Here is a 19,251-nt window from a genome sequence, read left to right on the forward strand (position 1 = left end):
CGGTGCGCTCAATTCAACAAGAACCCGCCGTCCACCGTCACCACGCTGCCCGTCATGTACCGCGAGGCCTTGGAGGCCAGCAGCAGGATCGCGCCGTCGAGATCGGACTCGGCGCCGATGCGGCGCTGTGGGATGCGTTTGGTCAGGCGCTCGCCCGGCGGCGTCGACCAGAACGCGTGGTTCATCTCGGTGTCGATGTAGCCGGGCGCCAGCGCGTTGACGCGGATATTCTGCCCCGCAAGCTCCAGCGCCATCGCCTTGGTCGCCTGGATGATGCCGGCCTTGGAGATCGCGTAAGGCGACAGCGCCTTCAGCACGCCGGTGCCGAGCACGGAGGCGATGTTGACGATGTTGCCTGCCTGCTTGCGCGCGATCATGCGGCGCGCGATCTCGGTCGCGAGGAAATAGGCGCCCTTGAGATTGGCGCCGATCACCGCGTCCCAATCGGCCTCGGTCTGCTCCGTCGCGAGCTTTTCGATGGCGATGCCGGCATTGTTGATCAGCACCGTGACCGGGCCGAGCGCGGCTTCCGCGGCATCGACGGCCCTGGCGATCGATGCGGTGTCGGCGACGTCGAGTGCGACGGCGGCGGCACGGCCGCCTTTGCCGCGGATCTCGTCTTCCAGGCTTTTCAGCTTGTCGGTCTGCCGCGCCGCGAGCGCGACGGCCGCGCCATGTGCCCCCAACACCGGGGCAAATTGCCGCCCCAAGCCCTGGCTCGCACCTGTGATGAGGATGGTTTCCTGACTAACGTCGAATAGGTCTGACATGACGCTTTCCTTGACGCTTTCCTTGGGGCGATCCCTGAGCTTTTGGCCATCAATACAGACGATTTTAACGATCTGAAACCGGAATGATCGGTTCTGCGTTCACTCGTTCCATGGCAGGCTCCCGCGCATGAACAGTTTCGATCTCGCCGTCTATGCGGCGTTCGCCATCGCGATCGGTTTCGGTTTCAGGACCGGCCTGCTCGGTAGCGCCATGACGATCCTGGCCTATCTCCTCGCCGCCCCCATCGCCGTCGCGCTGATGCCGCTGATCGTCCCGCAGGTCGCGGGCAATCCGAACGCGCCGCTGCTGCAGAACTGGATCTGGTTCTTCGGCATCTTCGTGGTGGTCGGCATGCTGTTTGGATATCTCGGCCGGCTGGCGCTGAGCGACACGATACGGCAGGCCGGCATCGGCGACCGGCTTGGCGGCGCAGCGCTCGGCGCCATCAGGGTCGGCCTCGTCGCCACGACGCTGGTGCTGGTGTTCGACCAGATCGTGCCGGCCAACCGCCAGCCGCCGTTTCTCGCCGGCTCGCACCTGCGGCCGCTGTTCTCGACGGCCGGCCGGATGGGCTTCAAGTCGCTGCCGCCGGAGGCGGCCTCCGCGATCGACCGCCTCAAGCAGGAGCGGCGCATCTGATGAGGCGCATTTGCATCGCCGGGCAAGCGCGCATGCATTTTGATGCGAGCCAATCCCTTATCAGCGGCGCCAAGGTTGGCTAGAATAGCGGCTCTAAAAACCTGCATGACATTACGGGAGTGAAACAGTGGATCTTGGGATCAAAGGTCGCCGCGCCATCGTCTGCGCATCCAGCAAAGGCCTCGGACGCGCCTGCGCCATCTCGCTGGCCGAGGCCGGCGTTCACGTCACGCTGACCGCGCGCGGCGCCGAGGCCCTGAAGAAGACGGCCGACGACATCCGCAAGGCCTATCCTGATGTGACCGTTACCGAGATTGTCGGCGACATCACGACGCCGGCGGGCCGCGAGGCCGTGCTGAAGGCCTGCCCCGAGCCGGACATCCTGATCAACAATGCCGGCGGACCTCCGCCCGGCGATTTCCGCAACTGGACCCGCGACGACTGGATCAAGGCGATCGACGCCAACATGCTCACCCCGATCGAGCTGATCAAATCGACCGTGGACGGCATGATGGCGCGCAAGTTCGGCCGCATTGTCAACATCACCTCGGCCGCGGTGAAGGCGCCGATCGACATTCTCGGTCTCTCCAACGGCGCGCGCGCCGGCCTCACCGGCTTCATCGCCGGCCTGTCGCGCAAGACCGTGATCAACAACGTCACCATCAACGGCCTGCTGCCGGGCCCGTTCGAGACCGATCGGCTGCGCAGCACCGCGAAGGGGGAATCCGAGAAGCGCGGCATCACGCCGGACCAGGTTCTGGCCGAGCGCGCCAAGCTCAATCCCGCGGGCCGCTTCGGCGATCCCGACGAGTTCGGCTACGCCTGCGCCTTCCTGTGCGGCAGCAGGGCCGGCTTCATCACCGGTCAGAACCTTCTGCTCGATGGCGGTGCCTTCCCGGGAACGCTGTGAGGGCGGTCTGGTACGAGGAGACAGGACCGGCGGCGGACGTCCTCACCTATGGTGAGATGGCGACGCCGGTCGCAGGTCCAGGCGAAGTTCGTGTTCGCCTGGATGCGTCCGGCGTCAATCCGGCCGATGTCGGCCGGCGCGGGGGCAGCTATCGCGCGAAGGAATTTTCGCGCGTCATTCCGAACAGCGATGGCGCGGGGTTTATCGACCAGACCGGCGATGGCGCGACGCGGTTCAAGATCGGCGACAGGGTCTGGCTGTTCAACGGCCAGCGCAACGGCCGCGCCTTTGGCACCGCGGCCGAACATATCGCGCTTGCCGAGCATCTGGTGACGCCGCTGCCGGACAACCTCTCTTTTGCGGAAGGCGCGACGCTGGGCATTCCCGCTATGACGGCGTGGTGCTCGCTATTTGCGGACGGACCGATCGTCGGCAAGACCGTGCTGGTCACCGGCGGCGCGGGTGCAGTCGGGCATTACGCCGTGCAACTCGCGAAATGGGGCGGCGCGCAGGTGATCGCGACCGTCAGCTCGGCGATGAAAGACGAGCAGGCGCGACAGGCCGGTGCCGATCTCGTGGTCAACTACAGGGACGAAGACGTCGTTGCCAAGGCGATGGCCTTCACCGACGGACGCGGGGTCGACCAATTGGTCGATGTCGATTTCGGCGGCAACATCGCGACGACCCTGAAGTTGATGGCAATGAATTCGACAATCGCGGTCTACGCCACCAACGGCAACCGCACGCCGACCGTGCCGATGCGCGAGCTGATGGAGAAGTGCATCACGCTCCGCTCGCTCGTCTTGTTCGCGCTGCCGCCGGCGCTACTGGCGGCGGCGCAGGCCGACATCTCGAAATGGCTGGCAGCGGGGCCGCGAATCCACAATGTCGCGGCGCAGTTTGCGCTGTCGGAGACGGCGCAAGCCCATGTCGCCGTCGAGAAAGGCGACAAGCTCGGCACCGTGGTCGTTGACTGCGCGCGCTGATGTCGGCCAGGATCACCGCTGTTGCTTGGTGGGCTCGTCTTCGTCCCGCTGGCTCGGACTGGATGAATCGGCGACTGGGTTTCCGTCGGTCCAGTCGACGCCGAATTCGTCGAGCCCGTCGGCGAGCAGATCGCCCAGCATCGGCTCACCGAGGAGATAATGCGCCGTCTCGCGCCGGGGACTGCGATACTCGGCGCGCGCCTCCACTGCGCGTGCGCGCAGATCGTCCCAGTCGTCGATCGTGCCGTCGCCGCGGCCGAGCCAGGTCAGCGCGACGACATCGATCTGCTCGTCCTCGTTCATGGCCACGATGAAACTTCCGAGTTCGTTGACCACCGGATCGGAGCCGTCATCCTCGAGGACGTCGACCGCGTCGTCATCCGTCGCATTCGAGCCGGAATCCGGATCGGAATCCGCCTGCTTGACGTCGAATTCACGCGCCTTTTCGATGATGAAGGCGACCTTCTCCGCGGAAATCGCAAGCTCTGGCATGGCTGGCCCTTTGTCTTTCCCTGGGTTCCCGCGATAACGCCGCACCGCGTCAGATGATCCATTGCGCCTGCCGGCGAAACTGCGCATGTTCCCCGCCAAAGCAAGAACATGAGGATGCGCCGGATGCAGTGGAAGGTCGGCAGGGTCAAAATCACCAAAGTCGTGGAATTGGAGACGGTCGGCTCGACCCGCTTCATTCTGCCCTTGGCGAGCAATGCAGAAATCCAGAAGCTGCCCTGGCTGATCCCGCATTTCGCCACTGAAGAAGGCCGGCTGAAGATGTCGATCCATTCGCTGGTGGTGGAGACCCCGACGCGCCGCATCGTGGTCGATACTGGCCTTGGCAACGACAAGCAGGGCCGCAACGTCCCGACCTGGAACAATCGCACCACGCCGTTCCTGGAGACGATGATCGCGGCGGGCTTTCCGCCCGAGAGTATCGACACCGTGCTGTGCACGCACCTTCACGTCGACCATGTCGGCTGGAACACGAAATGGGTCGACGGCCAATGGGTGCCGACCTTCCCCAACGCGCGCTATGTGTTCGGCAAGACCGAGTATGAGCATTGGCGCGACCATTCCACCGAGCCGGACAAGCAGGCCGTGTTTAGCGATTCCGTGAAGCCGATCGTCGATGCCGAGCGGGCCGAGTTGATCGCGAGCGACCACCGGCTCAGCGACGAGATCAGCATGATCCCGACCCCCGGCCACAGCCCCGGGCATATGAGCGTTCTGATCCAGTCGGACGGCGAGCAGGGACTGCTGACGGGCGACGTCGCCCATCATCCCTGCCAGATGGCGCATCTCGGCTGGTCCTCGACCGCGGATTCCGATCAGAGCCAATCTGCCGCGACGCGGCGCGAATTGTTCGGCCGGTTTGCCGAGACCCCGACGCTGGTGATCGGCGGGCATTTTCGGCCGGGCATATCAGGCGGGACGGGGACGCGTTCAGGTTCGAGGCGCTGGCCTAGGTCTCGTGCCCCGGACGAACCTCCCGAATTGAGAGGGCTGCAATGCGCCCTCTTTGAGCGGTTGAATTTCCCGCCGCCCTGTTCCATGAAGCTGTTCAACCGATCGGTCCAGTCCAGGGAGAAACGAGAATGAAGCTTGTTCGTTATGGCGAGAAGGGTGCGGAAAAGCCCGGCCTGATCGACAAATCCGGCCAGTTGCGCGACCTGTCGGCGCATGTGAAGGACCTGACCGGCGAGGCCTATTCGCCCGACAGCCTGAAGAAGCTGGCGGCGCTCGATCCCGCCTCGCTGCCCGCCGTCTCCGGCAAGCCGCGGTTCGGCGCCCCCGTCACCGGCATGTCGAAATTCGTGGCGATCGGCCTCAACTACAGCGACCACGCCAAGGAGACCGGCGCGGAGATCCCGAGCGAGCCGATCATTTTCATGAAGGCCAACACCTCGCTGTCCGGCCCGAACGATCCCGTCGAGAAGCCGCGCGGCTCGACCAAGCTCGACTGGGAGGTCGAGATCGCCGCGATCATCGGCACGCGCGCAAAATACGTCTCGGAAGCCGACGCGCTCAACCACGTCGCCGGTTATTGCGTCTGCAACGACGTCTCCGAGCGCGCCTTCCAGATCGAGCGCCTGGGTCAGTGGACCAAGGGCAAGTCGCACGACACGTTCGGCCCGCTCGGCCCCTGGCTCGCCACCAAGGACGAAATCAAGGACGTGCAGAACCTGCCGATGTGGCTGGACGTCAACGGTCAGCGCCGCCAGACCGGCTCGACCAAGACCATGATCTTCTCGATGGCCAAGTGCATCTCCTACGTCTCGCAGTTCATGACGCTGCTGCCGGGCGACATCATCACGACGGGCACCCCGCCCGGCGTCGGCCTCGGCATGAAGCCGCCGACCTTCCTCAATGTCGGCGACGTCATCACGCTCGGCATCGAGGGCCTCGGCGAGCAGCGCCAGGAGATCGTCGCGGCGTAAGCCGCGATCATCACTGCCGCCACACCGTCATTGCGAGCGAAGCGAAGCAATCTGTCATTGCGAGCGAAGCGAAGCAATCCAACTATTTCCGCGGCACGGATTCTGGATTGCCTTCCGCACCGAGACAGTCTGGATTGCTGCGTGTCCGCGGAGATAGTCTGGATTGCTTCGTCGCAAGTGCTCCTCGCAATGACGAAGCAAAACTTTTATTTTTTGGATACTCGCCATGAAGCTCACCTTCTCCCCCGCCTCGCCCTTTGCCCGCAAGGTGCGCATCGCCGCGATCGAGCTCGGGCTGATCGACAAGATCGAGTTCACGCCGGCAGCGGTGGCACCGGGGCAGGCCAACGAGGACTATTCGCGCATCACGCCGCTGAAGAAGCTGCCGGTGCTGATCACCAATGACGGCGATGTCATCCTGGACTCCTACGTCATCGTCGAATACCTCAACGAGATGGCCGGCGGCAGCCTGATCCCCGACTACGGTCCGCGGCGCTGGAAGGCCAAGACCAATCATGCCCTGATCAACGGCATGCTCGATTCCATGCTGCTGTGCCGCTACGAGAAGATGGTGCGGCCGCAAGGCCTGCAATGGCAGGCGTGGTCGGACGACCATTGGAACCGGGCCTGGACCGGCATGGCGCGCTTCGAGAACATGCCCGATGTCCTCAACGGCCCGTTCGACATCTCGCAGATCGGCCTGGTCTGCGTGCTCGGCTATGCCGACTTCCGCTTCGCCGAATGCGGCTGGCGCAAGGCCTATCCGAAGCTCGACGCCTTCCACCAGAAGATGCTGGAGCGGCCCTCCGTGAAGATCTCGGTGCCGCCCGCGGCGTAGTATCGCGACGGCGGAGAGGATGATGCACGATCGCTTCGCCCGCCTCGGCATTCTCGGCGCGAGCCTCGTGCTTGCCTTGACCGTCTCAACCACTTCCGTGCAAGCCGAGGGCATGGTGCCTGGACAGCGAAACCTCGCCTGCGAACCGCCATCGTCAACCGACGACGGCTGGACGGCTGCGTCGCCCGACAGCGTCGGCATGGACGGCGCGCAACTCTGCGGGATCGCTGCACGACTCGGGCAACGCGCGACTTCGGTCCATTCGGTTGTCGTCGCGCGCCACGGCAAGCTCGTCTTCGAGCAATACTTCGCCGGCTACGACCAACCCTGGGGACAACCGGAAGGCCAGCGCGAATTCACCGCGACGACAAAGCACGACATGCGCTCGGCATCGAAGAGCGTCGTTTCGCTGCTCGTCGGCATCGCGCTCGATCGCAAGCTGATCGAAGGCGTCGACGAACCTGTGCTCAGATTCTTCCCCGACCATCAGGCGGTGAAGCAGGCAGGCTGGGAGGTCATCACGCTGCGCCATCTGCTGACGATGTCCTCGGGAATGAAATGGGACGAGGCGCGGGCCTGGACCGATCCGAACAACGACGAGCCGCATCTCGGCTTTGAAGCCGATCCAATCGGCTATGTGCTCGCAAGGCCGGCCACCGCGCCGCCGGATGTGCTTTGGACCTATAATGGCGGCGGGACTGAACTGCTCGGCAACATCCTCGAACGCGTCTCCGGCAAGCCGCTGGAGACGTTTGCGCGCGAGGTGCTGTTCCAGCCGCTCGGAATCACCGATTTCGAGTGGAAGGCCTACCCGAAGAACGGCAAGATCGCTGCGGCCGCCGGCCTGCGCTTGCGTCCGCGAGATGCCGCCAAGCTTGGCCAGCTCGTGCTCGATCGCGGCCAGTGGAATGGCCAACAGATCGTCTCGGCCGATTGGATTGCACAATCGATCGCACCGCGCTTCCAGGCGATCGGCTATTTCGGCGGCACGCTGTTCTACGGCTATCAATGGTGGATGGGCCGCTCGTTGGCCAGCGGCAGGGAAATCAAATGGGTTGGCGCCTTCGGCTGGGGCGGACAACGCATTTTCATCGTGCCCGAGCTCGATCTCGTCATGATGACCACCGCTGCCCAATACGGCCAGCCGAAGGAAGGGCTGGCCGCGATCGACGTCCTCTCCAACATCGTCATTCCGTCCGTGCGTGATGCACGGTGAGTGCAAGGAAGCGAGCATGAGCCTGAAATACGCGATCGGCGATCTCACCATCCATCGCATCATCGAGCAGGAAACCTCGTTCGTGCCGGCACTGGAGATGTTGCCGGGGCTGACACCGGAGCTGCTGGCCGAGAACCGCGCGTGGATGAGGGAGGCGAAAGCCCTGGATGACAGCGACACATTGATGCTGTGCTTCCAGTCCTACGTGATCAAGACGCCTCACCACACCATTCTGGTCGACAGCTGCATCGGCAACGACAAGCCCCGGCCGCAGCGTCCGAAATGGGACATGAAGACCGACGACACCTATCTGCGCGGACTCAACGCTGCCGGATTCTCGCCTGACGACATCGACTTCGTGATGTGCACGCATCTGCATGTCGATCACGTCGGCTGGAACACGCGGCTGGAGAACGGCCGCTGGGTGCCGACCTTCCCGAAAGCGCGCTACGTCTTCGCCAAGCAGGAGTTCGATCACTGGAGCGAGCAGAACGCGAAGGCGGAGGTGCCGCCCTTCGCCGACAGCGTGCTGCCGGTGGTCGAGGCCAAACGCCACGAGCTCGTCGGCAACGATCACCAGATCGGCGATCACGTCCGCATCCTGCCGACGCCGGGCCATACGCCGGGCCATATCGCCATCACGATGGGCCGCGGCAAGGACGAGGCCGTGTTCTCCGGCGACCTCATGCACTCGCCGTTGCAGGCGCTCTATCCGGAGCTGTCGGTCAAGTTCGACCTCGATCAGGCCAGGGCGGCAACGACGCGCCGCAGCTTCCTGGAACGCTATTGCGACACCGACACGCTGTGCTGCACCGCGCATTTCCCATCGCCGTCGGTGGGAAAGATCCGGCGCAAGGGCAGCGGGTTCGTCTGCGCGGCGGTGTGATCTAGCCGAGATGCCGTAGGGTAGGCAAAGCGAAGCGTGCCCACCATGCCAAACGCGTTGTAGAATGATGGTGGGCACGGCGCGCGAAGCACGCGTTTGCCCACCCTACGATTCCACCCGTGTGGAGAAAGCAATGACCGACCTCCCCGACATCCCGCTGCCCGCCGGCATCCGCTCACGCTATGTCGACGACATCAACGGCCTACGCATGCACGTGCTGGAGGCCGGCTTCGAGACCAAGGGCCGGCCCTGCATCCTGCTGCTGCACGGCTTTCCGGAGCTCGCTTTCTCCTGGCGCAAGGTGATGCCGGCGCTTAGCTCGGCCGGCTATCACGTGATCGCGCCGGACCAGCGCGGCTATGGCCGGACGACGGGATGGAGCGCGGAGTACGACGGCGACCTCGCGCCGTTTTCGCTCTTCAACCTGGTGCGGGATGCGCTCGGGCTGGTGTCGGCGTTCGGGTACAGGCAGGTCGATTTGGTCGGACATGATTTCGGCAGTCCGGTCGCGGCCTGGTGCGCGCTGATGCGGCCCGACGTATTTCGTTCGGTGGCGATGATGAGCGCGCCGTTCGGCGGAGCGCCGCCGCTGCCGTTCAACACGGTCGACACGCCGGCAAAGCCACCGGCCGAAGACCCCGTGCATCGCGAGCTCGCCGCCTTGCCGCGTCCGCGCAAGCATTATCAGTGGTACTATGCGACACGTCCGGCCAATGCCGACATCCACCGCGCGCCGCAGGGCGTGCATGATTTCCTGCGCGCCTACTATCATCACAAGAGCGCGGACTGGACCGACAACAAGCCGTATCCGCTGAAATCCTGGTCGGCGAACGAGCTTGCGAAGCTGCCGACCTATTATGTGATGGACCTGAACGAGACCATGGCCGAGACGGTCGCGAAGGAGATGCCCTCGCCGGCCGCAATCGCCGCCAATCAATGGCTGCCCGACCGCGAGCTCGCCTACTACAGCGCCGAATATGGCCGCACCGGATTCCAGGGCGGCCTGCAATGGTATCGCTGCGGCACATCGGGTGCATTCAACAGCCAGCTCCAATTGTTGGCCGGCCGCAACATCGACGTCCCCTCCTGCTTCATCTCGGGCAAGCAGGATTGGGGCACCTACCAGCGTCCCGGCGTGTTCGAGGCCATGCAGGTGCGTACCTGCACGAAGCTGCTCGGCTGCCACCTCGTCGACGGCGCCGGTCACTGGGTGCAGCAGGAGCAACCGGCCGAGGTGAGCCGTCTGCTGCTCGATTTCCTGGCGAAGAGCCGCGGCGTGGTTTGACCCGGGAACTTCGGCGTCCTATATAGTTTAGAACTATTCTAAACTATATAGACAGGGTGGCCGTGAAGAATTTTGCCGATCTGACCGAACGCGAAGTGCTTGCTGTCGCGATCTCCTCCGAGGAGGAGGACAGCCGCATCTATATGAGCTTCGCCGAGGACTTGAAGGAGCGCTATCCGGACTCGGCCAAGATCTTCGAGCAGATGGCCGAGGAAGAGCGCGGCCATCGTCACATGCTGCTGGAAATGTACGAGCAGCGCTTCGGTCCGCATTTGCCCCCGATCCGCCGCGAGGACGTCAAAGGCTTCCTGCGCCGTCGTCCGGTCTGGCTCACCAAAAACCTGCCGCTCGACACCGTCCGCAGGGAAGTCGAGACGATGGAATTGCAGGCCGAGCGCTTTTACGTGAAGGCCGCCGAACAGGCGCAGGATGTCGGCGTGCGCCGCCTGCTCGGCGATCTGGCCGAAGCCGAGAAAGGCCACGAAGAGGTGGCCGCCAAGCTGACGGACCAGATCCTGAGCTCAGACGTGCGGGCCGAAGAAGACCGCACCAACCGGCGCATGTTCGTGCTGCAATATGTGCAGCCAGGTCTCGCCGGCCTGATGGACGGCTCCGTCTCGACGCTGGCGCCGCTGTTCGCGGCTGCGTTCGCCACGCATCAGAACTGGCAGACATTTCTGGTCGGCCTCGCCGCCTCGATCGGCGCCGGCATCAGCATGGGTTTTGCGGAAGCGCTGTCCGACGACGGCTCGCTGACGGGTCGAGGGTCACCCTGGCTGCGAGGTCTCACCTGCGGCTTGATGACGACGCTCGGCGGGCTTGGGCACACCCTGCCCTATCTCGTGCCCGATACCTGGTCCAACGCATTCTGGATCGCGACCGGAATTGCCGGAATTGTCGTGTTCTTCGAATTGTGGGCGATCGCCTTCATCCGCGCGCGCTACATGGACACGCCGTTTCTCCAGGCCGTGTTCCAGATCGTGCTCGGCGGCGCGATCGTGCTGGCGGTGGGGATTTTGATCGGAGCGGCGTAGGAGGTTGTCATGCCCCGGCTTGACGGGGCATCCAGTACGCCGCGACCTCTCCGTATCCGATCTGCGCCGGTGGAATACTGTATCGCCCGGTCAAGCCGGGCGATGACTGCGAGTGGTTGCGGCTCACCGCGTTTCGTCTTGCTCACATGTCAATCGCGATCAAACGGCGGTTGCGGTGCTGGGCCAAACTGCGCATCATCGTTCCACAATAAGAACAGGAGATGCGCCATGGCCAAATCCGAATGGAGCTTCAAGAGCGCGGTCGCGCTGTCGGCCGCGTTGACCGCGAAGAAGGTCTCGTCGGTCGAGCTCACCCGCGATGCGATCGACCGCATCGAACGGCACGACGGCAAGGTCAACGCGATCTGCGTGCGGGATTTCGACCGTGCGTTGGACGCCGCACGCGAGGCGGACGCCGCATTGGCCCGCGGCGAGCGCAAGCCGCTGCTCGGCCTGCCGATGACGATCAAGGAATCCTTCAACATCGCCGGCCTGCCCACGACCTGGGGCTGGACGCCGCAGAAAGATTTCAAGCCGGCGGAGGACGCGCTGTCGATCGCCAGGGTGAAGGGTGCCGGCGGCGTCATCCTCGGCAAGACCAACGTGCCCGTGGGATTGGCGGATTGGCAGAGCTACAACGAGATCTACGGCACGACGAACAATCCATTCGATCTCGGCCGCACGCCGGGTGGCTCGTCGGGCGGCTCGTCTGCGGCGCTGGCGGCAGGCTACGGATCACTCTCGCTCGGGTCCGACATCGGCGGCTCGCTGCGCGTGCCCGCCTTCCATTGCGGGGTTTATGCGCACAAGCCGACCTACAATCTCTGTCCAACGCGTGGCCACACGCCGCCGCCGTTTCCAGCCATCCCGATGGAGCGCGATATGGCGGTGATCGGTCCGATGGCGCGCAGCGCCGTCGACCTGCCCCTGCTCCTGGATGTGATGGCAGGCCCCGATCCGTTGGACCTGGGCATCGGATACAAGCTCGCGCTGCCGGAGGCGCGACACCGTGCGTTGAAGGATTTCCGTGTGCTGGTGATCGACAGCCACCCGCTGCTGCCTGCGAATGCCGACATTCGCACCGCGATCGAGAAGCTGACGAAACAATTGGCGGGCGCAGGTGCGAGCATCACACGTGAAAGCCCGATGTTGCCTGACTTCACGGAAGCCTCCCGCCTCTACATGCGCATGCTGATGGGTTTTCTCGGCGCCTTCTTTCCGCCGGACATTCTCGCCGGCGCGCGTGCCGGGGCAGCGCAGCTCTCACCAGAAGACAAGAGCCTTGCTGCCGAGCGGCTGCGCGGCATGACCAGCACACATCAGGCCTGGGTGTTCGACGAGGGCGCTCGCGCCGGCCTGCGCGCGCAATGGCGGCAATTGTTCAGGACATTCGATGCGGTGATCTGCCCGATCATGCCGACCCCGGCCTATCCGCATGATCATTCGCCGGAGCAGGAAAAGCGCCGAATCAATATCGATGGCAAGGACCACGCCTATCCGGACCAGCTTGCGTGGCCCGGCATCGCCACGCTGACAGGACTGCCGGCAACGGCCGTTCCGCTCGGTCTGTCGAAGGATGGCCTGCCGGTCGGCGTGCAAATCATCGGGCCCTTCCTCGAGGACCGCACACCGCTGAAGCTCGCCGAGCTGATCGAACGCGAGTTCGGCGGGTTCGTGCCGCCGCCCTTGTTCAATGACTGAGAGAAATCTCATGAACAACGACCTCGAACAGCTCACCGCGCTCAACCGCGACTATGTCGCCTCGGTGCAGAATTGCGACGTCAAGCGCTTCGACGAAATATTGGCGCCGGAGTTCTACTGCTCTAATCCCGACAAGACGCTGGTCGATCGCGAGGCCTTCCTGAAGCAGACGGCGCGGCCGATTGCGATCCGTGACCTCAGGGCACACGAGGTTATCATCCGTATCATGGGCGATTTCGCCATCATCCATGCGGCGACGAGCTACACCAGTGCGGACGGCCAGCAGGCCACCGGCCGCTATACCGATTGCTGGGCGAAAAGAGACGAGACGTGGCTGGCTGTGTCGGCGCACGTGTCGCGGTAGGGAGCGCGTCAGACTGCACATTCTCCGGGACAGCCGGATATCCGGGAGGCCGCGAGGTCACCGCCCCAGATTCTTCAGCAGCAATTTCAGCGCTGTCGCTGCAAATATCTGCATATTGGCGAAGCGGTCATTGTCGCCCGTCTCCAGCGTTGTCACCTCGACTGCGGGCCCGGCGACCGCCATGCAGCTGTGGCCTGCCGCATCGCCGTAGCGATTGCCGGTGGGACCGGACGCGCCGGTCTCGGACAGGCCCCAATCGCAGTTGAAACGGCTGCGCATCCGCTCGGCCAGCAGCTGCGCGTAGGGCTCCGACGAGGAACGAAAGCCCTTCATTCCTTCGTCCGAAATATCCATCAGCACGCGCCGGGCATCGCGGGTGTAGACCACGGCGCCGCCGAGGAAATAGGCGGACGCGCCGGGGACCGCGAGAAGGCTGGCCGAGATCAGGCCGCCGGTCGAGGATTCCGCCACGGCAATGGTCTGTTTGCGCGCGATCAGTTTTGCGGCGACCTGTTCCGCAATGCTAACGAGCTCTTTCATTCCCTGACCCCTTATGCCTTCGCAACCGAGCTCGGCCTTTCTAGCATATGACAGCGCCGTTGGCCGAGTTGCAGCCAACGGGCAGGCCTGCTTGAATGGCGGCCAAAGGCGGAGCGGCCAAGCGCCGCCCGCGAGACGACGCGACGAGGAAACGTGAAGGACACGTCATGGCGTCCCTGATCGCCGGCGGGGTGGATTGCGATGTGCATCCGGCCGTGCCGCATCTGACCAGCCTGCTGCCCTACCTGAACGACTATTGGCGCGATCAGGTGACGACGCGCGGCATGGTCGATCTCATCTCGCAATCCTACCCGCAAAACTCGCCGATCACGGCGCGGCCCGACTGGCGCCCCGAAAGCGGCAAGCCGGGCGAGAGCCTAGCGGACATGCAGCGCCATGTGCTCGATCCCTTCCAGCTCTCGCATGCTATCTGCAATCCGCTTTATGGCGTGCAGATGGTGTTTTCAGAGGATCTGCAGGCCGCCTTCTGCCGCGCACTGAACGACTGGCTCGCGAAGGAATGGCTCGATCGCGATCCGCGGCTGCGCGGCTCGATCGTGATTCCCACCCAAAGCGTCGAGAAGGCCGTCGCCGAGATCGAGCGCTGTGCGACGGATCGCCGCTTCGTGCAGGTGCTGATGCTGGTGATGGGCGACACGCCGCTCGGCAAGCGCGCGCTCTGGCCGATCTACGAGGCGGCAGAACGGCTGGAACTTCCGATCGGCATTCATGCCGGTTCCGCCTATCACAATCCGCCGACGGCCGTGGGCTGGGGGTCCTACCACATCGAGGATTATGCCGGTCAGGCCCAGGCGTTCCAGACCCAGCTCACCAGCCTGATCGTCGAGGGCGTGTTCGCCAAATATCCACGCCTGAAGATGGTGATGCTGGAATCCGGGGTGTCCTGGATCTCCCCATTTCTGTGGCGCCTGCACAAGTTCTGGCGTGGGGTGCGGATGGAGACGCCGTGGGTCGATCGCGCACCGCTGGACATTGTGCGCAGCAACATCCGCTTCTCGTTACAGCCATTCGATGCACCGCCGGATGAGGCGACATTAATTCGCCTGTTTGATCATATGCAGTCGGACGAATTAGTCCTATTCTCCACCGACTATCCGCACTGGCAGTTCGACGGCCAGGAGGCGCTGCCCGCAGGTCTCACCCCCGATCTCGTGCGCAAGATCATGATCGATAATCCGCATGCGACCTATCCCCGCCTGACTTAGCCGCTGCCAAAGGAGGCAAGGCGATGAATATTCAGTTCCGCGAAAGCTCCGAAGCCGCTTCCCCACTGGCCGTCAAAACCGCGATCGCGGACTGCGACATCCATCCGGCACGCGCGACCCGCGCCGAGCTCTATCCCTATCTGGCCAAACGCTGGCAGCATCATCTCGAAGTCTACGGCGTCCATGCCTATCAGGGCATGATGGAAGGTCCGCCCTATCCGAAGGCCCAGCCCAACGCCTCGCGCCGCGACGCCTATCCGCCGGAAGGCGGGCCACAGGGCTCCTCGCTGTCCTTCATGCAGAAGCAGCTGCTCGATCCCAACAACGTGCAGCTCGGCGTGCTCAATCCGCTCAACACCGGCCAGGGCATCCGCAATCACGAGCTCTCGGCCGCTTTGTGCTCGGCGATCAACGATTGGCAGATCGACAAATGGACCAGCAAGGACAAGCGGCTGAAGGCCTCCATCGTCGTCGGCAATGAGGACGGGCTGTCGGCCGCAGCCGAAATCCGCGAGCGCGCCGGCGACAAGAACTTCGTGCAGGTGCTGCTGCTCAGCCGCAATGTCGAGCCGCTCGGCCAGCGCCGCTACTGGCCGATCTATCAGGCCGCGGAAGAGGCCGGGCTTCCCGTCGGCGTCCACGCCTTCGGCTTCGGCGGCAACCCGATCACGCCGTCGGGCTGGCCCTCCTATTACATCGAGGAGATGGTCGGCCACTCCCAGTGCCAGCAATCGGCGCTCGCGAGCCTGGTGCTGGAGGGCGTGTTCGAGCGTTTCCCGAAATTGAAGATGGTGATGATCGAGGCCGGCTTCGGCTGGGCACCGTCGCTGGCCTGGCGGCTGGACAAGGTCTGGCAGCGGCTGCGCAGCGAGGTGCCGCATGTCAAACGGCCGCCGTCCGAATATATCCGCGAGCAGGTGTGGTGGACGACGCAGCCGATGGAGGATCCGGAGCGGCGCGAGGATCTGTTCGACGTCATCAAGTGGATCGGCTGGGACCGGCTGCTGTTCGCCACCGACTATCCGCACTGGGATTACGACGAGCCATCGCGCGTGCTGCCCGCAGGCGTCAACGACGATGATCGCGAGGCCTTCTATCTGGGCAATGCGAAGAAGCTGTACGGGATCGCTTGATGGCGCGGCATGTGATTGCCGCGGCCGATGAGCTTCCGCCCGGCACGCGAAAATTTTTGGAGATCGACGGACGGCCGATCGCAATCTTCAACATCAAGGGTGAATATTTCGGCCTGATGAACCGCTGCCCGCATCAGGGCGCGGCGCTGTGCGAGGGACCCTTGATCGGACTCGCGCAATCGACGGATCCGGGCGAGATCGAATACACCAAGCTCGGCGAGATCCTCCGCTGCCCCTGGCACGGCTGGGAGTTCGACATCCGCACCGGCCAGTCCTATTGCGACCCCCGCCGCTTCCGCGTCAAGGCGTACCCGGCCCATGTCGAGCCGGGTGCGAGCGTGGTGAAGGGGCCGTATGTCGCCGAGACGATACCGGTGAAAGTCGAGAGCGACTACGTCGTGGTGGACCTGTAGCGAAGCAGACGGCGCGGACATGCGCCAGCGATCTCAAGCTTTATTCTGCGTTGCAGCGATCATCCAGTCGCGGAATGCGGCGAGCTTCGGCGCCTCGCGGCGGCCCTCCGGCGCGACCAGGTAGAAGCCGGCATCGGCCGGCAGCGCGATCTTGAATGGGACCACTAGTCGCCCCTTGGCAATGTCGTCCTGAACGTAGGAGGTCCGCCCCATCGCCACGCCGATGCCGTCGATCGCGGCCTGAATGGTCATGAAGATCATGTCGAAGGTGATGCCGGGCTGCCTGGCGATGTCGGCCGGCTGACCCGCCGCCGTCAACCACAGCCGCCAGTCGTCGCTGTTGGCATTGGAGGTGTGCAGCAGCATGTGGCTCTTGAGGTCCTCGGGACAGCGCAACGGCTTGTCACCGCGCAGCAGAGACGGGCTGCACACCGGAAACAGCTCGTCCGCCATCAGCCAGTCGGCGCGCAAGCCCGCCCACTGGCCGCGCCCGTAACGGATCGCGGCATCGACATTGTCGCGCTGGAAGTCGACGAGGCTGGTGGAGGTGGTGATGCGGACGTCGATGCCGGGATGGTGCTCCTGGAAATCGGTCAGCCGCGGCAGCAGCCATTTTGCGGCCAGCGAAGCCAACGTCGAGACCGTCAGCACCTTGTCATCGTCCTTGCGCAGCAGCCGGTCGGTGGCGAGACGTAGGTCGTTGAAGGCGGCGCGGACGCCCGGCAGATAGTCGCGCGCCTCCGGCGTCAGCGTCAGCGCGCGGTTCTGCCGGACGAACAGGCGGATGCCGAGCTCCTCCTCGAGCCTGCGGATCTGATGGCTGATCGCGGTCTGGGTCACGTTCAGCTCGGACGCCGCCAGCGTGAAGCTGAGATGGCGCGCGGCGGCCTCAAAGGCCCGCAATCCGTTCAGGGAGGGCAATCTGGCAGTCATATGGCAGCAGGATACATGACGTTATTTCATGCGAAAGAGTACAAATTGTCGTTTGTCGCAGTGCACCCGCAAGCAGATATTAGCGGTCAACTTAGCTCCAGGAGCTGACAATGTCTACTTTGACCCAGAATTCGATGACAAATCATCATGCGCCAGGGCTAATCCACCAGATCGGCGAGACCCTTCACATCTGGCACGAGCGCTACCGGACCCGGCGGGAGCTCACCAACTGGTCCGCGCGCGACCTCCAGGACGTCGGGCTGTCCTGGAGCGATGTGGCCTACGAGGCCGACAAACCCTTCTGGCGGGCCTGATTGGCCGCCAGGCCGGCGCCGCCTGACTGTGGGGGCGCCGGCGATCCCTTTTCCCTTTGGTCCCCTTGGGGGCGCGTGTCATGAGCATCCTTCGCCTGGAAGATCTGAAGCAATATTCGGACACGCTGCGCACGCGACACGGCGAGGCGCTGCGCGTTCGCTTCGTCGAGCCGCGCGACACCGAGGAGCTCCAGCACTATTTTCGCTCGCTCTCGACGCGGTCCCGCTACAACCGCTTCTTCGGCGCGATCAGCGAACTGCCGCAGGGCCTGCTGCACGAATTCCTTCAAATCGGCGAACGCGAACGTTTCACCGTGGTGGCGACCATGATGGTCGACGGCTTCGAGACCATCGTCGCCGAAGCGCGCTATGCGCTGCATGCCGAAACCGCGACGCTTGAATTCGGCCTGTCGGTTGCCGACCGCCGGCAGGGCCACGGTATCGCCACCGTGCTGATGAAGAATCTTGAATGCCGCGCCGCCGCGCTTGGCGCCGATCACATGTTCGGCGACACGCTGCGCTCCAACGCCGCCATGATCTCGCTCGCGCGCAAGTCGAGCTTCGCCTTCGTCAATCATCCTGACGACTGGAAGCTGGTGCGCTTCGACAAGGAGATCTCCGTCGCACCGAAAGACATTCCTTGCGCGAGCTGGCGTCTCGTCGCCCTTTCCCGTCAGGCCGATAGCCCCTCAGCCTCGGCCTGACTCCACTCGTGCCCGGCCTGGCGAAACCAGTGCCGGGCATTTTTTTCGCCCCTACTTCCCCGTGAACACCGCCTTCCGTTTCTCGATGAAGGCCTGCACCGCCTCCTTGTGGTCGGCGGTCGTGGTCAGGCGGACCAGACGCTCGGCTTCGTGGTCGCGCGCGGTCTCGAAATCGAACAGCAGGGCCTCGTCGAGATTGTCCTTCATGTAGCGCAACGCAAGGCGCGGACCTCCGGCAAGGGATTTCGCCAACGCAAAGGCCTCTGCCTGCAATTTATCGTCGGGCACCACGCGGTTGACGAGACCGATGGCCTCGCACCTGACGGCATCGACCCGATCGCCGGTGAACAGCAGCTCGCGCGCCCGCGCGGTGCCGACGAGGCGCGTCAACAGCCACGCGATGCCATAATCGCCGCTGAGCGCAATGCGCGCATAGCCGGTGGCCATGAAGGCCGATTGCGCGGCAATGCGGATGTCGCAGGCCATGGCGATGGCGAGCCCCGCGCCGACCGCCGGCCCCGGCAGCGCCGCGATCGTCGGCTTGCGCACCGACACCAGCGCGCCGGTGAGCAGGCGCTGCCGCTCCTGGAGATCGGCGACCTTATCGTCAAAGGACATTTCAAGCTTCTTCGGGTCGCGATGCGCGCCCATGCCCTTGACGTTGCCGCCCGCGCAGAACGCTTCCCCCGCGCCGGTGATCAGCAGCGCGCCGACATCGGGGTTCTCGCCGCAGGAGCGGATTATCGTGCGCAGCGCCGGGGTCAGCGCGTCCGACAGCGAGTTGCGCGCCTCGGGCCGGTTCAGCGTGATGACGGCGACGCGATCGCGGATCACGCAGAGGAGTTCATTGGTGCCGGTATCGATGGTGGTTCCCGTGGTCATGCCGCTCCCTCTGTTTCGTCATTGCGAGGAGCGAAGCGACG

The 19,251-nt window shown here is 64.2% G+C and carries 21 protein-coding genes and 1 pseudogene; 17 read left to right on the forward strand and 5 right to left on the reverse strand.

The features are described from left to right. Window positions 1-8: 8 nt before the first annotated feature. Entirely contained in the window at window positions 9-770 is a 762-nt protein-coding gene (locus tag IVB47_RS03240) for an SDR family NAD(P)-dependent oxidoreductase (protein WP_247459772.1), read from the reverse strand. Window positions 771-897: 127 nt separating this feature from the next. On the opposite strand from IVB47_RS03240, the gene IVB47_RS03245 reads away from it, so the two are divergent. The 3 genes from IVB47_RS03245 (at window position 898) to IVB47_RS03255 (ending at window position 3,306) form a co-directional block, all read left to right on the forward strand. Beyond that, window positions 898-1,410, forward strand: coding sequence for a CvpA family protein (locus IVB47_RS03245; protein ID WP_247406126.1), 513 nt, complete (start codon window positions 898-900; stop codon window positions 1,408-1,410). A 127-nt stretch (window positions 1,411-1,537) separates the two neighbouring features. Beyond that, window positions 1,538-2,320, forward strand: a complete 783-nt coding sequence (locus tag IVB47_RS03250) for an SDR family oxidoreductase (protein WP_027570121.1) — start codon at window positions 1,538-1,540, stop codon at window positions 2,318-2,320. Further along, on the forward strand, window positions 2,317-3,306 hold the full coding sequence (locus tag IVB47_RS03255) for an NADPH:quinone reductase (protein WP_247459773.1): 990 nt from the start codon (window positions 2,317-2,319) through the stop codon (window positions 3,304-3,306). Before IVB47_RS03250 ends, IVB47_RS03255 begins: the two co-directional genes overlap by 4 nt. A gap of 12 nt (window positions 3,307-3,318) precedes the next feature. On the opposite strand, the gene IVB47_RS03260 is transcribed toward IVB47_RS03255, so the two are convergent. After that, window positions 3,319-3,798: a DUF3775 domain-containing protein gene (locus IVB47_RS03260; RefSeq protein ID WP_247459774.1), complete on the reverse strand. Its 480-nt coding sequence runs from the start codon at window positions 3,796-3,798 to the stop codon at window positions 3,319-3,321. 123 nt (window positions 3,799-3,921) lie between these two features. Between IVB47_RS03260 and IVB47_RS03265 the strand changes: the two are divergent. The 9 genes and pseudogenes from IVB47_RS03265 to IVB47_RS03305 all read left to right on the forward strand — a co-directional run bounded on the left by IVB47_RS03265 (window position 3,922) and on the right by IVB47_RS03305 (window position 13,065). Continuing rightward, window positions 3,922-4,769, forward strand: a pseudogene (locus tag IVB47_RS03265) (MBL fold metallo-hydrolase). Between the two features lie 129 nt (window positions 4,770-4,898). Beyond that, entirely contained in the window at window positions 4,899-5,741 is an 843-nt protein-coding gene (locus IVB47_RS03270) for a fumarylacetoacetate hydrolase family protein (protein ID WP_247432123.1), read from the forward strand. A 226-nt stretch (window positions 5,742-5,967) separates the two neighbouring features. Then, on the forward strand, window positions 5,968-6,579 hold the full coding sequence (locus IVB47_RS03275; RefSeq protein WP_247362886.1) for a glutathione S-transferase family protein: 612 nt from the start codon (window positions 5,968-5,970) through the stop codon (window positions 6,577-6,579). A 22-nt stretch (window positions 6,580-6,601) separates the two neighbouring features. Further along, window positions 6,602-7,795 (forward strand): serine hydrolase, encoded by a 1,194-nt coding sequence (locus IVB47_RS03280; RefSeq protein WP_247459775.1) that lies wholly within the window; start codon window positions 6,602-6,604, stop codon window positions 7,793-7,795. A gap of 16 nt (window positions 7,796-7,811) precedes the next feature. Beyond that, window positions 7,812-8,681, forward strand: a complete 870-nt coding sequence (locus IVB47_RS03285; protein ID WP_247459777.1) for an MBL fold metallo-hydrolase — start codon at window positions 7,812-7,814, stop codon at window positions 8,679-8,681. A gap of 133 nt (window positions 8,682-8,814) precedes the next feature. Continuing rightward, a complete protein-coding gene (locus IVB47_RS03290) occupies window positions 8,815-9,966 on the forward strand; it encodes an alpha/beta hydrolase (protein WP_027570115.1) in 1,152 nt (383 codons plus the stop codon). A gap of 62 nt (window positions 9,967-10,028) precedes the next feature. Beyond that, the gene (gene mbfA, locus IVB47_RS03295) at window positions 10,029-11,000 is read left to right on the forward strand and encodes an iron exporter MbfA (protein WP_027570114.1); all 972 of its coding nucleotides are present in this window, start codon (window positions 10,029-10,031) and stop codon (window positions 10,998-11,000) included. Between the two features lie 228 nt (window positions 11,001-11,228). Further along, window positions 11,229-12,701: an amidase gene (locus IVB47_RS03300; RefSeq protein WP_247459779.1), complete on the forward strand. Its 1,473-nt coding sequence runs from the start codon at window positions 11,229-11,231 to the stop codon at window positions 12,699-12,701. 10 nt (window positions 12,702-12,711) lie between these two features. Further along, window positions 12,712-13,065 (forward strand): nuclear transport factor 2 family protein, encoded by a 354-nt coding sequence (locus IVB47_RS03305; protein WP_247406104.1) that lies wholly within the window; start codon window positions 12,712-12,714, stop codon window positions 13,063-13,065. A gap of 57 nt (window positions 13,066-13,122) precedes the next feature. On the opposite strand, the gene IVB47_RS03310 is transcribed toward IVB47_RS03305, so the two are convergent. After that, window positions 13,123-13,605, reverse strand: a complete 483-nt coding sequence (locus tag IVB47_RS03310) for a CinA family protein (RefSeq protein ID WP_247283341.1) — start codon at window positions 13,603-13,605, stop codon at window positions 13,123-13,125. A 167-nt stretch (window positions 13,606-13,772) separates the two neighbouring features. Here IVB47_RS03310 and IVB47_RS03315 point away from each other — a divergent pair, with 167 nt between their 5' ends. From IVB47_RS03315 to IVB47_RS03325, 3 genes are read left to right on the forward strand one after another with little or no spacing between them, the layout of a single operon-like run. After that, complete coding sequence (locus IVB47_RS03315) at window positions 13,773-14,831, forward strand: amidohydrolase family protein (protein ID WP_247459782.1); 1,059 nt, start codon at window positions 13,773-13,775, stop codon at window positions 14,829-14,831. 23 nt (window positions 14,832-14,854) lie between these two features. Next, window positions 14,855-15,964, forward strand: a complete 1,110-nt coding sequence (locus tag IVB47_RS03320) for an amidohydrolase family protein (RefSeq protein ID WP_027570109.1) — start codon at window positions 14,855-14,857, stop codon at window positions 15,962-15,964. Further along, the gene (locus IVB47_RS03325; RefSeq protein ID WP_027570108.1) at window positions 15,964-16,377 is read left to right on the forward strand and encodes a Rieske (2Fe-2S) protein; all 414 of its coding nucleotides are present in this window, start codon (window positions 15,964-15,966) and stop codon (window positions 16,375-16,377) included. The genes IVB47_RS03320 and IVB47_RS03325 overlap by 1 nt, the downstream gene beginning before the upstream one ends. Before the next feature lie 33 nt (window positions 16,378-16,410). Here the strand turns inward: IVB47_RS03325 and IVB47_RS03330 are convergent, their stop codons facing one another. Continuing rightward, a complete protein-coding gene (locus IVB47_RS03330) occupies window positions 16,411-17,310 on the reverse strand; it encodes a transcriptional regulator GcvA (protein WP_027515345.1) in 900 nt (299 codons plus the stop codon). A 110-nt stretch (window positions 17,311-17,420) separates the two neighbouring features. Between IVB47_RS03330 and IVB47_RS03335 the strand changes: the two genes are divergently transcribed. Further along, entirely contained in the window at window positions 17,421-17,624 is a 204-nt protein-coding gene (locus IVB47_RS03335) for a DUF1127 domain-containing protein (RefSeq protein WP_247362894.1), read from the forward strand. Between the two features lie 80 nt (window positions 17,625-17,704). After that, complete coding sequence (locus IVB47_RS03340; RefSeq protein ID WP_247459784.1) at window positions 17,705-18,328, forward strand: GNAT family N-acetyltransferase; 624 nt, start codon at window positions 17,705-17,707, stop codon at window positions 18,326-18,328. Window positions 18,329-18,379: 51 nt separating this feature from the next. Here the strand turns inward: IVB47_RS03340 and IVB47_RS03345 are convergent, their stop codons facing one another. Next, window positions 18,380-19,210 carry an enoyl-CoA hydratase gene (locus IVB47_RS03345; protein WP_247459786.1) on the reverse strand — a complete coding sequence of 277 codons (831 nt, stop codon included), beginning with the start codon at window positions 19,208-19,210 and terminating at the stop codon, window positions 18,380-18,382. Window positions 19,211-19,251 lie beyond the last annotated feature (41 nt).

It is taken from the genome of Bradyrhizobium sp. 62 (assembly GCF_023073035.1).
In the GTDB taxonomy this organism is placed as follows: domain Bacteria; phylum Pseudomonadota; class Alphaproteobacteria; order Rhizobiales; family Xanthobacteraceae; genus Bradyrhizobium.

Bases quoted from the DNA above. Each gene is read 5' to 3' on its own strand.
- IVB47_RS03260 (WP_247459774.1), bottom strand. From the start codon at position 3,798: ATGCCAGAGCTTGCGATTTCCGCGGAGAAGGTCGCCTTCATCATCGAA.
- IVB47_RS03245 (WP_247406126.1), top strand. From the start codon at position 898: ATGAACAGTTTCGATCTCGCCGTCTATGCGGCGTTCGCCATCGCGATC.
- IVB47_RS03345 (WP_247459786.1), bottom strand. From the start codon at position 19,210: ATGACCACGGGAACCACCATCGATACCGGCACCAATGAACTCCTCTGC.
- IVB47_RS03335 (WP_247362894.1), top strand. From the start codon at position 17,421: ATGTCTACTTTGACCCAGAATTCGATGACAAATCATCATGCGCCAGGG.
- IVB47_RS03330 (WP_027515345.1), bottom strand. From the start codon at position 17,310: ATGACTGCCAGATTGCCCTCCCTGAACGGATTGCGGGCCTTTGAGGCC.
- IVB47_RS03290 (WP_027570115.1), top strand. From the start codon at position 8,815: ATGACCGACCTCCCCGACATCCCGCTGCCCGCCGGCATCCGCTCACGC.
- IVB47_RS03240 (WP_247459772.1), bottom strand. From the start codon at position 770: ATGTCAGACCTATTCGACGTTAGTCAGGAAACCATCCTCATCACAGGT.
- IVB47_RS03275 (WP_247362886.1), top strand. From the start codon at position 5,968: ATGAAGCTCACCTTCTCCCCCGCCTCGCCCTTTGCCCGCAAGGTGCGC.
- IVB47_RS03270 (WP_247432123.1), top strand. From the start codon at position 4,899: ATGAAGCTTGTTCGTTATGGCGAGAAGGGTGCGGAAAAGCCCGGCCTG.
- IVB47_RS03310 (WP_247283341.1), bottom strand. From the start codon at position 13,605: ATGAAAGAGCTCGTTAGCATTGCGGAACAGGTCGCCGCAAAACTGATC.
- IVB47_RS03300 (WP_247459779.1), top strand. From the start codon at position 11,229: ATGGCCAAATCCGAATGGAGCTTCAAGAGCGCGGTCGCGCTGTCGGCC.
- IVB47_RS03325 (WP_027570108.1), top strand. From the start codon at position 15,964: ATGGCGCGGCATGTGATTGCCGCGGCCGATGAGCTTCCGCCCGGCACG.
- IVB47_RS03340 (WP_247459784.1), top strand. From the start codon at position 17,705: ATGAGCATCCTTCGCCTGGAAGATCTGAAGCAATATTCGGACACGCTG.
- IVB47_RS03305 (WP_247406104.1), top strand. From the start codon at position 12,712: ATGAACAACGACCTCGAACAGCTCACCGCGCTCAACCGCGACTATGTC.
- IVB47_RS03280 (WP_247459775.1), top strand. From the start codon at position 6,602: ATGCACGATCGCTTCGCCCGCCTCGGCATTCTCGGCGCGAGCCTCGTG.
- IVB47_RS03320 (WP_027570109.1), top strand. From the start codon at position 14,855: ATGAATATTCAGTTCCGCGAAAGCTCCGAAGCCGCTTCCCCACTGGCC.
- IVB47_RS03315 (WP_247459782.1), top strand. From the start codon at position 13,773: ATGGCGTCCCTGATCGCCGGCGGGGTGGATTGCGATGTGCATCCGGCC.
- IVB47_RS03285 (WP_247459777.1), top strand. From the start codon at position 7,812: ATGAGCCTGAAATACGCGATCGGCGATCTCACCATCCATCGCATCATC.